Consider the following 11,638-nt stretch of genomic DNA (forward strand, 5'->3'; position numbering starts at 1 on the left):
CAGTGATCTAGATCACTTTTTGCGAGCGAACCGGCGCGTAAGCGTTGGTCCGGGGACCATCTGTTCAGGAGACGGAAATGAGGATGCTGTTGGCCACGGCCGCATTCCTTTTGGCGAGCACCGCCGCACAGGCGCAGTACACTTTCGAATATGGCGGGCGCACCATCCGCATCGATCCCGACCGCGGCACGGTGCAGATCCCCGGCGTCTATGACAACACCGGCCAGGGCAAGCCCAAGAAGGCCAAGAAGAACGAGACGGCCCCGGGCCAGCAAGCGCCGCAGCAGGCCACGGTCGAGCCGCAAACGCCGGCCGCGCCAGCTCCCGCCCCCGCTCCCGTCGCCCCACCGCCCGCGGCTGCGCTGGCACCTGTGCCTGCTGCACCCGCCGCCGCAGCAGCACCGCCTGCTCCGCCTCCGGCGGCAACCGCCAGCAATGCGCCGGCCGAGACCGCCGTGCTGCCGCCGCCCGCGCCGCCTCCCGCGCCTGCACCGGCCACACAGCAGGCAGCTCCCGCCGTGACACCGCCGCCGGTCCCGGCCGTGACTGCGGCCCCTCCGGCGCCGCCCGCTCCGCCCCCGGCAACCGCGCCAGTTCAGGCGGCTGCCGTCGCGCCGCCTGCTCCTGCAGCGGCGCCCACGCGCGATCTCAGTTCGCCGCTCGGCATCTGGCTCACCGAGGAGAAGGAAGGCAAGGTCCGCATCGAGCAATGCGGCAGCAATCTCTGCGGCTATTCGGTCGACAGCAAGTCGAACCAGAACGGCGAGCAGGTTCTGATCAACATGAAGCCCGGCAAGGACCAGAAATGGTCCGGCCGCATCCTCGATCCGAACTCCGGCTCGACCTACGATTCCACGATCGCGATGAAAGGCACCGACCGGCTGCGCGTGCAGGGCTGCGCCTTCGGCGGCATGTTCTGCGGCGGCCAGACCTGGACACGCGTGAACTGAACTCGACATCCTGACGGAGACAAGGGGCCCGTGATCCGGGCCTCTTTGCTTTTGTTCCGAGACATCATCGCGACGTGCGTCGGCTCACAGAGCCCCTTGGGCACGTGACAGCCCTCACATCGCCGGTTCCACGCCCGTGCCACGGTCCCCGCATGGTCACCCACAGGGGCGTGTCATGAACGGCTTTCGCAAAGGTCTCTTCGCTTCCCTCGTCGCCATCGCCTTCCCGCTCGCGCAGGCTGATGCTGCGACAAGCACTTTCGACGGCACATGGAATGTCCGCATCTCGTCGTCGAGCGAAACCTGCGGCAACGGCGCAACCGTCGCGATCGGCATCAACAACGGTCAGATCGCCTCGAGCAGCGCCGCGGTGAACGCGTCCGGGCGCGTTGCCGATGCCGGCAGCATCAACGTCACCTTGAGCACCGGCATCAAGCGCGCCGTCGGCTTCGGCCGGCTCAGCGGCAGCTCGGGCTCCGGCACCTGGCGCGGTGCGATGTGCACGGGAACATGGACGGCAGAGCGGATGTAAGTTGCGGTGTCCCGGACAAGCAGCGGCGTCATGGCGCGTCGAAGACGCGCGTCAACGCGCTAACGGCGTTGTCGCCCAGGGCCGGGACCCAGCAGTTCGATCGCTCGGAAGATTCCGGGTCCCGGATCGGCGACGCATCGCCTCAGGGCGATGCGTCTGGTCCGGGACACGGGAGCGTTAGCCTATCGCGGCGCCGTACTCCGCGTCGGTAACCGGCTCCAGCCAGGTCGAGTAGACGCCGTCGAGCGCCTCCTGCATGGCGATGTGGCACATGCCGTTGGTCGGCGATCCCCCGTGCCAGTGCAGTTCACCCGGCGGAATCCAGACGGTGTCGCCGGGACGGATCTCGCGGATCGGCCCGCCCTTGGACTGGATGCGGCCGACGCCGGAAATGACGTAGAGCGTCTGCCCGAGCGGATGGTGATGCCAGTTGGTGCGCGCGCCCGGCTCGAACGACACGCGCGAGCAGTTCAGCCGTGCCGGCGCTGGCGCCATGATCACGGGGTCCTGCAAGACAGTGCCGGTGAAGTGTTCCTTGGGCGCGTGGCGGGTCGGCCGCGTGCCTGCAACAGTGATCTCCATCGAAATGACCTCTCTTCTTCCCGGTTACTTCTTGCTCGCGGCGTAGCGCGCCTTGGTTTCGGCATTCATGGGGTAGAGGCCCGGCAGCGCCGCGCCATTGTTCACCTCGTTGACGATCCAGGCCTCCATCCGCTCCTGCTCGACGCCCTCGGCGAGGACGTGATCGAGCATCGCCTGCGGGATCAGCACGCAGCCGTCCTGGTCGGCGACGACGATGTCGTTCGGGAAAACGGCAACGCCGCCGCAGCCGATCGGCTCGCCCCAGCCGACGAAGGTGAGGCCCGCAACGGAAGGCGGCGCGGCATAGCCGTCGCACCACACCGGCAGGTTGGTGCCGAGCACGCCCTCGACGTCACGCACCACGCCATCGGTGACCAGCGCGGTGACGCCGCGCTTGACCATGCGCGCACACAGGATGTCGCCGAAGATGCCGGCATCGGTGATGCCCATGGCATCGACCACGGCGATGCATCCTTCCGGCATCGCCTCGATCGCGGTGCGGGTCGAGATCGGCGACGACCAGGATTCGGGCGTCGCCAGATCCTCGCGCGCCGGCACGAAGCGCAGCGTGAAGGCCGGTCCCACCAGGCGCGGCAGGCCCGGGCGGAGCGGACGGGCTCCGCGCATCCACACATTGCGCAGCCCCTTTTTCAGCAGGACCGTGGTGATCGTGGCGGTGGTGATGCCGGCGAGGGTCTTGCGGGCTTCGGGGGACAGCGACATGGACGAAAACGAGCTCCGGATAGGCGGGAAGGAACGCGCGCATCTTGCGAGCCGCAGCCCTTGCGTCAAGGGCCAAGAGGGTCCCAATTACGCAGGGCCGCTGAGCTGTTATGCGACGCGATAACAAGGCTTTATCGGCTCCCCTTGCATTAATTTATTGGACTTGCGGGCGCAATTACGCGAAGCAGGGTGACGCGGAACTCAACGTCGAGCCCGCGCACTTCCAAAAGTCCGATTTCGACAGCTCTTCGACAGCTCAATGGCCGCGACGCTTCCCCCGCCCCGCCTTCTGCCCAGTGGCGACAGCGCCGTCACGGTCGAGTTCAGCCGCACCATCGACGAGGACGCCAACCAGCGCGTGCTGGCGCTCGACAAGGCGCTCGCAGCAAGCCCCATCGACGGCATCACCGAGACCGTGCCGACCTATCGCTCGCTGCTGGTGCACTACGACCCCGAAAAGATCGGTTTCGACGCGCTCGGCGAGAAGATCCTCCCGATCGCCACCCGGCCGCTGCCGCCGGTCACCAAGGCGCGCCGCTGGCGCATTCCCGTCGCCTATGGCGGCGAGCATGGCATCGACCTCGAGGATGTCGCGAAGGCGCTCAACACCACGCCCGACGACATCATCGCCCGGCATGCGGGCGGCGACTACAAGGTCGCCATGATCGGCTTCACGCCGGGCTGGTCCTATCTCAGCGGCCTCGACAAGTCCCTGCACATGTCGCGGCGGCAGAATCCGCGGCTGCTGACGCCGGCCGGCACGATCTCGATCGGCGGCATCCAGGCCGGGATCCAGTGCCTCGCCGCGCCGAGCGGCTGGCACCTGCTCGGCCGCACGCCGGTGCGAACCTATCAGCTCCACCGCAATCCGACCTTCCTCACCGAGCCCGGCGATCGCGTGACGTTCTTCGCCATCGACCACAAGACGTTCGCGGAACTGGACCGCGCAGCGGAAGCCGGCGAGATCATCGCCGAGCAGGTGGCCGCATGAGCCGGCTCGTCGTCGCCAGCATCGGGCCTGCGAGCTCCGTCCAGGATGGCGGCCGTCTCGGCGCGCAGCGCTATGGCTTGACGGTCAGCGGAGCGATGGACCGCTTGTCGCTTGCGGCAGCGAACACGCTGGTCGGCAACGAGCCGTTCGCGGCGGCCGTGGAGATCGGCCCATTCGGCGCCTCCTTCACTGCCCGCGACGGCGCCGTCCGCGTCGCGATATCAGGCGCGCCGCGCAATGCGGACGTCGCCGGAACCCCGGTCGCGATGGACACATCGGTGACGCTGAAGGACGGCGAGACGCTGACGCTCGGTTTTGCCCGCGGCGGCGCCTTCACCTATCTTGCGATCGAGGGCGGCATCAAGGGCGAACAGGTGTTCGGGAGTCTCGCGGTGAATGCCCGCGCCGGCCTCGGCAGCCCCTACCCGCGCCCGCTTCAGGCCGGCGACGAATTCACCGTCGATGCCGCGAGCGATGCGCCGGAGCTACGCATCGAATTGCCGAAGCCAGCGACAGGTCCGATCCGGGTCCTGCTGGGTCCGCAGGACGACGAATTCGACGACGCCAACAAGGCGCTGTTCCTGGATAGCGAGTGGAAGATCTCGGCAACCTCCGACCGCATGGGCTACCGGCTCGAAGGTCCCGCCATCAAGCATCTGCACGGCCACAACATCGTCTCCGACGGCACCGTCAACGGCAGCATCCAGGTGCCCGGCAATGGTGCGCCGATCGCGCTGATGATGGATCGTGGCACCTCCGGCGGTTATCCGAAGATCGCAACCGTGATTACGGCCGATGTCGGCCGCCTCGCCCAGACCTCGGCGGGAACCGCATTCCGCTTCAAGGCCGTCAGCATGGCCGAAGCGCAGGACGAGGCGCGCAAGTTTGCACAATTGATCCGCAGTCTGCCCGATCGCCTGCGCTCCTCCGACACCGTCGCGCTCAACATCGAGGCGCTCAGCGATGCTAACGTGGCGGGCTATGCGGTCAGCGCGGTCGATGCCGGGACCTGGCAGGTCACGGCCGAGCCGTAAGCGACAACAAGACCAGAGGCGGAGAGCACCCATGAAGACAGTCGATCTCAATTGCGACCTCGGCGAGGGTTTTGGCGCGTGGGAGATGGGCAACGACGCCGCGATGATCGAGCTCGCAAGCTCGGTCAACGTCGCCTGCGGCTTCCATGCCGGCGATCCTGATATCATGCGGCGGACGGTCGAGCTGGCGAAGGCCCGCGGCGTCTCGGTCGGCGCGCATCCCGGCTACCGCGACCTGCGCGGCTTCGGCCGGCACCCGATCGCGGGCCTGAAGGCCTCCGAGATCGAGAATCTCGTCGCCTACCAGATCGGCGCGCTGCAGGCGATCGCGACCGCCGCCGGCCACAAGGTGACGCATGTGAAGGCGCATGGTGCGCTCTCCAATGTCGCCTGCGAGGACGACATGACCGCGAAGGCGATCGCCGCCGGCATCAAGGCGGTCGATCCCAGCCTGATCTTCGTCGTGCTCGCCAATTCGAAGCTGGTGAAGGCCGGCGAAGCGGCCAATCTGCCGATGGTGCACGAGGTCTTCGCCGACCGCGCCTATGAGGACGACGGCAACCTCGTCTCGCGCAAGAAGCCCGGCGCGGTGCTGCACGATGCCAAGGCGATCGCCGACCGTGTGGTGCGCATGGTGCAGGACGGCGCGGTGGTGTCAGTGACCGGCAAGGTGATCAAGATGCGCACGGATACCGTGTGCATCCACGGCGACACGCCGGGCGCAGTCGACATCGCGCGTGGTGTGCGTCAGGCGCTGAAGGATGCGGGGATCGAGGTCGCGCCGTTCAAGCGCGTGACATGAGACCTGTCGTCATTCCGGGATGATGCGAAGCATCAGACTAGGGCGCGCAATTGCGCACCTGAGAAATCTCGAGATTCCGGGTTCGGCTTCGCCGCCCCGGAATGACAGGCAAATCAGAACGGATGCACTGAGAGCGTGCCGAACACGATCGCCGCGATGACCGCAAACGCGCTGTAGAGCGCCAGATGATGGGCGTTCGCCCGGGTCTGCCGCGAGAGCGAGCGCGCGTAGAAGTGCAGCCTGGCTTCCGCCGATAGTTCGCGCATGGTCGATCTCCAACGCCCCATTTGTGGGAGTATGAGGGATCAACCACGGCGGGAGGCAAGATGGTGGCAAAAATAGCGATGCGCCTCCTCCGAGGCGGCCGTCTCGCAGACGTAAATTCTCTTAGGACCCAGGTTCCGAGAATCTTATTCGTTCAAATCCGAGCCAGTTGGAACCGGCTCGGATAACGGTGAGCGGCAGCGGTCAGTACACATCCGCCTGGAAGCGGCCGCTCTTCTTCAGCTCGGCGACAAAACTGACGGCTTCGTCGGTCGAACGCGCGCCGAACTGGGCGACGATGTCGACCAGCGCACGCTCGACGTCCTTGGCCATGCGCTTGGCGTCGCCGCAGATGTAGAAATGCGCGCCATCGGCAAGCCAGGTCCACAATTCGCGGCCGACCTCGCGCATGCGGTCCTGCACGTAGAACTTCCTCTCGCCGTCGCGCGACCAGGCCAGCGACAGGCGCGTGAGTACGCCCGATGTCTTCATCGCGTTGAGCTCGTCCTGGTAGAAGAAGTCGCAATCGCTGCGCTGATGGCCAAAGAACAGCCAGTTCTTGCCGGGCGCACCGGTCGCCTTGCGGTCGAGCAGGAAGGCGCGGAACGGCGCGATGCCGGTGCCGGGACCGATCATGATAACAGGCGTCTTCGGGTCCTGCGGCAGGCCGAACCCGTGCGCCTTCTGCACATAGACCTTGAGCTTGTCGCCCTCATTGATGCGCTCGCCGAGGAAGGTCGAGGCGACGCCGAGCCGCTTGCGCTTGCCGATGACGTAACGGACGGAATCGACCGTCAGCGACAGCCTTCCGGGCGTGGCATTGTGCGAGGACGAGATCGAATAGAGCCGGGGCTGGAGCGGCTCCAGCGCCTCGACGAAGGCCTCGGGATGCGGCCGTGTGCCGGAAAACTTCTGCAGCCCCGCCATCACGTCGAGGGTGGCGGCATCGCCGTCGGGGTCCTCGCCCTGCGCCAGCGCCCGCGCCTTCTCGCGTGCCGCGCCGCCGGTGATGAACGAGATCAGCTCGAACAGCGTGTCGGGTGCCGGCGACAGCGACACGTCGTCGATCAGCACCTCGCGCAACGTCTTGCCGTTGACCCTGGTCGTGTGGGAAGCGCCGAGCAGCGCGATGATCTGGTCGACGAGGCCGACATCGTTGCGTGCGAACACACCGAAGGAATCGCCGACGACGTAGTCGAGCTTGCTGTCGGCGAGATCGAACTCGACGTGATAGGTCTCCTTCTCCGACTTTCCCTTGTTGAGAAGACGGCGCGACAGGAAGGTTGCGGTCACAGGGTTGTCGCGCGAGCGGCCCGGCTCTGCGATCGTCACGGTCACGGCCGGCGCCGCCGCGTCCGGCTTGTCGGCCGATTTGGCCACTGGGGCCTTGTCGAGCTCTTCGTACAGCGACTTCAGCATCCGCGCGGTTTCCTTGCCGCCGGGAACGCAGAGGTTGAGCCGTGCCTCGCTGCGGCCTGCGATCGCCTCCGAATAATCGTGGCAGTTGTAGCCGCACTGGCCGCAGTCCTGCTGCGCCATCGCCGCCATCATCTTGCGGCGCAGGGGGCGTCCCTCGGCGAGCTTCATCCGCTCGGCAATCGGCATGGTCTGATCGTGCCACGGCGCTTCGCCATCGTCGCCGTCACCGGCTGCGCCTTGCATGACGGCAGCGCCCTGCTCCGCCGATAGCGGCGCGGCGACGTCGGGCGACAGCAGCCCGGCGAAGAAGCCGTTCAGCCAGGAGCGCTGTGCATCGGAGAACGGTGCGCTGGGCGGAATGATGTCGAGCTTGGGCGGAGGGGTGATCTGGTTCATGCGGACACCTGTGCATCGGCAAGCTTGCGCAGCGTTTCGCCGTCATGGCGGCGCGCAAAAGACAGGAACGTTTCTTCGGGAGATGAGCGATGGGCGATGTAGGCCTTGAGCAGTGCTTCGACCGTCTTCGGCGCGTCCTCGGCCTTGAGATCGTGATAGACTTCCTGGCCGACATCGGCGTCAGGACCGAACCCGCCGCCGGTGAAGAGGTGATAGCCTTCGACCGTGTCTTCCTCGCCGACCGGCACACGCGCACCGATCAAGCCGATGTCGCTGATGTAGTGCTGCGCGCAGGAATGATGACAGCCGGTGACGTGGATATTGACCGGCTTGTCCATCGCGACGCGCGGCTCGCACCAGTCGCCGATCTCGGCAGCATGGCGCTTGGTGTTCGCCGCGGCGAAGCGGCAACCGGCATTGCCGGTGCACGCGATCAGACCGGCGCGAATGTGGGAGGCCTCGACCGCAAGCCCGATCTTATTGATCGCGGCAACGGCGAGATCGACGTTTTCGTCGCGCACGCCCGATATCAGCAGGTTCTGCCAGACCGTGAGGCGGATCTCGCCGTCACCGAGATCCCGGGCGACCTTGGCGAGGCCGCGCATCTGATCGGAGCTGAGCTTGCCGAGCGTCAGCGACACGCCGATCCAGTTGAGGCCCTCCTGCTTCTGCTTGTGCACGCCGACATGCGCCATGCGATCCGCGGCGGGCCGCGGCGCGAACGCCTCTTCCGGCACGCGCGTGAACGGCGTCTTCAGCCGCTCTTCAACCAGCTTGAGGAAGCCGTCATGGCCCATGGCGTCGAGCACATATTTCAGCCGCGCCTTGTTGCGGTTGGTACGGTCGCCATGGTCGATGAACACGCGCACGATGGCGTCGGCGACGGCGCTCGCCTGCTCCGGCTTGACGATGATGCCGGAATATTTTGCAAAGTCCTTGTGGCCGGTGATGCCGCCGAGACCGAGGCGGAACCAGACGCCGGGCTCGACGCCGAACCCGTCCTTCACCTCGTACGCCGTGAAGGCGATGTCGTTGGTCTCCTCGAGCACCGCGATCCTGCCAGCGCCGTCGAAGGCGACGTTGAACTTGCGCGGCAGGCCGTAGAGCGAGCGCTCGTTGAGGATGTGGTAGTGCCACTCGCGCGCATAGGGCCGCGTGTCGATGATTTCCTGCGGATCGATTCCGGCCGTCGGCGTTCCCGTCACGTTGCGGATGTTGTCGGCGCCGGAGCCGCGCGAGCACAGGCCGAGGTCCTGGATACCCTCGATCAGCTTCACGGCATTCTTCGGCGGAATCTCGCGAAGCTGGAGGTTGGCGCGCGTCGTGACGTGGCTGTACGGGCCGCAGAGTTCGTCGGCGAGATCGGCAAGGCCCGACAGTTGCCAGTGCTTCATGATGCCGTTCGGAATGCGCAGGCGGCACATGTAGGAGTCCTGCGTCGGCGCGACGTAGAAGATGCCGTAATAGCGCCAGCGGAAATTGTCAGCCGGGCTCGGCGGCACGTTGTCGAGCGCCTGCTGACGCAACCGCGGATACGCGTCGAAGGGATGCTCGTCGCGCTTGAACTTCTCCTGGTCGGCGAGCTTCTTGCCCGACGCGATGACCTTGTCCTGCGCCTTGATGTGCACGGCATCGGGACCGGTCGGCTCGGCATTCGCCTTGCCGGCACCCGCGCCGAGACCGCGGCCGACCCGGCTGATCTGCAAGCCGGTCGTGAAGCCTTCGAGATAGCGTTTCTGCTCGTCGGTAAAATCGACTGAGAGCGTTTCGATTTTCATGGTCGGTAACGAAGCTCCTGCGGCCACCAAAGTGGCTTCGACGGAAATTGTGCGACCCGCGGGAAACTCGGCCGGCTCAAGAGCCCGCTTCGCAACCCGACGGTCCATTCAGCTTCGTTGCTGTGGGACTTGGCTCAGCAGGCATCTATGACAAGCTGGCCGCACCGCAACATTCAAGTTGCGTGCCAGCTCGGTCGAAATAAAAAGCCTCTTAATATCAGGTGATTAGGAAGCGCCTCCGGGGAATACCGGTCTGAGAACACTCCCGAAATTCGAGCAGTCAGCCCAAACATTAGCCAGCCAACTTACGTGCTCGAAAACGAAGCAGACCCGAATCAGACCTTCCAGCGCCCGACCTCGAAGGCCTCGAGATGCCCCCGGATGTTGTCGGGATCGAAGGCGGGTCCCGCGAAGGCGCCGAACGCCGCTGGAGCTTCAATGGGCGCCCTGTTGCCCAGGGCTGCGTCGTAAAGGTCGGGCCTGAACACCGCCATTGCCGTCTTGACGCCGTCCGGGGTCAGAGCCGTCTGCCCCCAGCGCACCATCTGGGCATAGAGCCAGGCGGCCTGGACCGGATCGGGGCGCCCTGCCCCTTCGCGCCCAACGAGGAGGTAGCGACCGCTTTCACGGAAGGTACCGTCGGGCGAGATCTTGAGGCGTCCGGTGAGGGTGCGCTGGATGACCTCGGCATCGACGCCGATCCGCTCCGGCTGGGCCAGGATCTGCGCCGCTTCCGTGCGGTTCTCGGGATGCTCGATGAACTCGGCGGCTTTCACGGCCGCACGCACCAATGCTGCGACCACATCCGGATTCTTGTCGGCCCAGGCCTGGCGGACTGCCAGCACCTTCTCCGCCGCACGGACCAGGATGTCGGAGACGAAATGCAGGATATGCCCGATGCCGAGATCGACCGCGACCGAATTCCATGGCGCGCCGACGCAGAACGCATCGACATGGCCGTTCTTGAGGCTGTCGACCATGAAGGGCGGCGGCAGCACCACGAGGCGCACGTCCTCGTCGGGATCGACACCGGCCGCGGCCATCCAGAACCGCAATTGATAATTGTGGGTGGAGAACGGGAAGGTCATGCCGAAGGTCAGCGGCTCGGCCCCTGCCTTGCGCCTGATGGCAACGACCTTCGCCAGCGCCTTCGCGGTCGCCATCGGATCAAACCGATCGCCGTCGATCTCCTCCATCAGCGCGGCATGGAGCGCCGGCGACACGGTGATGGCATTGCCGTTGATGCCGAGATTGAAGGGCGCGGCAATCGGCACCTTGACGTGACCGAGCCCGAGCGAAGAGGCAATCGCCACGGGCGCCAGAAGATGCGCGGCGTCGAACAGGCCGATATTGAGCTTGTCGCGGACGTTGGACCAGGAGACCTCGCGCACCAGCTCGACGTCGAGCCCTTCGGCTGCGGTGAACCCCTTGTCGACGGCGACGATCAGCGCCGCGGCATCGACCAGCGGAATGAACCCGATGCGGAGGGGAACGGTCATTTCAGCATCTCCGACGCGGTGATGATCGACTGCGCGATCTCGCCGATTTTCTTCTTCTCGCGCATCGCCGTGGAGCGCAGCAGCACATAGGCCTCGTCTTCGGTCAGGCCCTTCACCTTCATCAGAATGCCCTTGGCGCGCTCGATGATCTTGCGGTCCTCGAGTTGCGACTTGGTCCGCTCCAGCTCCTCCTGGAGCTTGGCGAAGGCGTTGAAGCGGGACACGCAGAGGTCGAGGATCGGCTTGATCCGCTCCTTCTTCAGCCCGTCGACGATATAGGCGGAGACCCCTGCCTCGACCGAGGCCTGGATCGAGGCTGAATCGCTCTGGTCCACGAACATGGCGATCGGACGTTTCACGGCGCGGCTGACCTGGAACATCGCCTCCAGCACGTCGCGGCTGGGGTTCTCCAGGTCGATCAGGATGATGTCGGGGTCGACCGCATAAATACGGGCGAGCAGGCTCTGCATCTCGCTGATATGGACGACCTGCGTGAATCCGGCCTCCCGCAATCCCTCCTCCAGGATCGCAGCCCGGATCGGGCTTTCGTCGACGATCACGATTTTGGGCGACTGTTCGGCGCTCATGGCTCACTCGCGGCGGGTGATTCATCCATAGCATGCCGGTACGCCCTGCAAAGGGTTGTAATTATGGGCAATTGGGACTAG

12 protein-coding genes are annotated in these 11,638 nt (G+C 65.7%); 5 read left to right on the top strand and 7 right to left on the bottom strand.

Annotated features, from left to right (window positions below; genetic code table 11):
• Positions 1–77 precede the first annotated feature (77 nt).
• Together ACSHT2_RS03555 and ACSHT2_RS03560 are read left to right on the top strand one after the other, a co-directional pair.
• Complete coding sequence (locus ACSHT2_RS03555) at positions 78–950, top strand: DUF2147 domain-containing protein (RefSeq protein ID WP_440640410.1); 873 nt, start codon at positions 78–80, stop codon at positions 948–950.
• Between the two features lie 175 nt (positions 951–1,125).
• Positions 1,126–1,482, top strand: a complete 357-nt coding sequence (locus ACSHT2_RS03560; RefSeq protein ID WP_440640411.1) for a hypothetical protein — start codon at positions 1,126–1,128, stop codon at positions 1,480–1,482.
• Positions 1,483–1,659: 177 nt separating this feature from the next.
• Here the strand turns inward: ACSHT2_RS03560 and ACSHT2_RS03565 are convergent, their stop codons facing one another.
• Together ACSHT2_RS03565 and ACSHT2_RS03570 are read right to left on the bottom strand one after the other, a co-directional pair.
• Positions 1,660–2,064, bottom strand: a complete 405-nt coding sequence (locus tag ACSHT2_RS03565) for a (R)-mandelonitrile lyase (RefSeq protein WP_440640412.1) — start codon at positions 2,062–2,064, stop codon at positions 1,660–1,662.
• Between the two features lie 24 nt (positions 2,065–2,088).
• Positions 2,089–2,787, bottom strand: coding sequence for a ribonuclease activity regulator RraA (locus ACSHT2_RS03570; RefSeq protein ID WP_024341888.1), 699 nt, complete (start codon positions 2,785–2,787; stop codon positions 2,089–2,091).
• A 259-nt stretch (positions 2,788–3,046) separates the two neighbouring features.
• On the opposite strand from ACSHT2_RS03570, the gene pxpB reads away from it, so the two are divergent.
• From pxpB to ACSHT2_RS03585, 3 genes are read left to right on the top strand one after another with little or no spacing between them, the layout of a single operon-like run.
• Positions 3,047–3,778: a 5-oxoprolinase subunit PxpB gene (gene pxpB / locus ACSHT2_RS03575; RefSeq protein ID WP_271530684.1), complete on the top strand. Its 732-nt coding sequence runs from the start codon at positions 3,047–3,049 to the stop codon at positions 3,776–3,778.
• Entirely contained in the window at positions 3,775–4,812 is a 1,038-nt protein-coding gene (locus ACSHT2_RS03580; RefSeq protein ID WP_440640413.1) for a biotin-dependent carboxyltransferase family protein, read from the top strand. The genes pxpB and ACSHT2_RS03580 overlap by 4 nt, the downstream gene beginning before the upstream one ends.
• A gap of 31 nt (positions 4,813–4,843) precedes the next feature.
• Entirely contained in the window at positions 4,844–5,614 is a 771-nt protein-coding gene (locus tag ACSHT2_RS03585) for a LamB/YcsF family protein (protein ID WP_440640414.1), read from the top strand.
• 113 nt (positions 5,615–5,727) lie between these two features.
• Here the strand turns inward: ACSHT2_RS03585 and ACSHT2_RS03590 are convergent, their stop codons facing one another.
• The 5 genes from ACSHT2_RS03590 to ACSHT2_RS03610 form a co-directional block, all read right to left on the bottom strand.
• The gene (locus ACSHT2_RS03590) at positions 5,728–5,880 is read right to left on the bottom strand and encodes a hypothetical protein (RefSeq protein WP_035677849.1); all 153 of its coding nucleotides are present in this window, start codon (positions 5,878–5,880) and stop codon (positions 5,728–5,730) included.
• Positions 5,881–6,082: 202 nt separating this feature from the next.
• Positions 6,083–7,693 (bottom strand): sulfite reductase subunit alpha, encoded by a 1,611-nt coding sequence (locus tag ACSHT2_RS03595; RefSeq protein WP_440640415.1) that lies wholly within the window; start codon positions 7,691–7,693, stop codon positions 6,083–6,085.
• Entirely contained in the window at positions 7,690–9,471 is a 1,782-nt protein-coding gene (locus ACSHT2_RS03600; RefSeq protein ID WP_440640416.1) for a NirA family protein, read from the bottom strand. The genes ACSHT2_RS03595 and ACSHT2_RS03600 overlap by 4 nt, the downstream gene beginning before the upstream one ends.
• Before the next feature lie 335 nt (positions 9,472–9,806).
• Positions 9,807–10,970, bottom strand: coding sequence for a CmpA/NrtA family ABC transporter substrate-binding protein (locus tag ACSHT2_RS03605; protein ID WP_440640417.1), 1,164 nt, complete (start codon positions 10,968–10,970; stop codon positions 9,807–9,809).
• Positions 10,967–11,557, bottom strand: coding sequence for an ANTAR domain-containing response regulator (locus ACSHT2_RS03610; RefSeq protein ID WP_124158279.1), 591 nt, complete (start codon positions 11,555–11,557; stop codon positions 10,967–10,969). Before ACSHT2_RS03610 ends, ACSHT2_RS03605 begins: the two co-directional genes overlap by 4 nt.
• Positions 11,558–11,638 lie beyond the last annotated feature (81 nt).

Origin of the sequence: Bradyrhizobium sp. PUT101, from assembly GCF_052043945.1 — a bacterium.
GTDB lineage: Bacteria > Pseudomonadota > Alphaproteobacteria > Rhizobiales > Xanthobacteraceae > Bradyrhizobium.

What these genes read in the sequence shown, in the direction of transcription:
- ACSHT2_RS03555 (WP_440640410.1), top strand. Translation starts at nt 78, where the DNA reads ATGAGGATGCTGTTGGCCACGGCCGCATTCCTTTTGGCGAGCACCGCC.
- ACSHT2_RS03560 (WP_440640411.1), top strand. Translation starts at nt 1,126, where the DNA reads ATGAACGGCTTTCGCAAAGGTCTCTTCGCTTCCCTCGTCGCCATCGCC.
- ACSHT2_RS03565 (WP_440640412.1), bottom strand. Translation starts at nt 2,064, where the DNA reads ATGGAGATCACTGTTGCAGGCACGCGGCCGACCCGCCACGCGCCCAAG.
- ACSHT2_RS03570 (WP_024341888.1), bottom strand. Translation starts at nt 2,787, where the DNA reads ATGTCGCTGTCCCCCGAAGCCCGCAAGACCCTCGCCGGCATCACCACC.
- pxpB (WP_271530684.1), top strand. Translation starts at nt 3,047, where the DNA reads ATGGCCGCGACGCTTCCCCCGCCCCGCCTTCTGCCCAGTGGCGACAGC.
- ACSHT2_RS03580 (WP_440640413.1), top strand. Translation starts at nt 3,775, where the DNA reads ATGAGCCGGCTCGTCGTCGCCAGCATCGGGCCTGCGAGCTCCGTCCAG.
- ACSHT2_RS03585 (WP_440640414.1), top strand. Translation starts at nt 4,844, where the DNA reads ATGAAGACAGTCGATCTCAATTGCGACCTCGGCGAGGGTTTTGGCGCG.
- ACSHT2_RS03590 (WP_035677849.1), bottom strand. Translation starts at nt 5,880, where the DNA reads ATGCGCGAACTATCGGCGGAAGCCAGGCTGCACTTCTACGCGCGCTCG.
- ACSHT2_RS03595 (WP_440640415.1), bottom strand. Translation starts at nt 7,693, where the DNA reads ATGAACCAGATCACCCCTCCGCCCAAGCTCGACATCATTCCGCCCAGC.
- ACSHT2_RS03600 (WP_440640416.1), bottom strand. Translation starts at nt 9,471, where the DNA reads ATGAAAATCGAAACGCTCTCAGTCGATTTTACCGACGAGCAGAAACGC.
- ACSHT2_RS03605 (WP_440640417.1), bottom strand. Translation starts at nt 10,970, where the DNA reads ATGACCGTTCCCCTCCGCATCGGGTTCATTCCGCTGGTCGATGCCGCG.
- ACSHT2_RS03610 (WP_124158279.1), bottom strand. Translation starts at nt 11,557, where the DNA reads ATGAGCGCCGAACAGTCGCCCAAAATCGTGATCGTCGACGAAAGCCCG.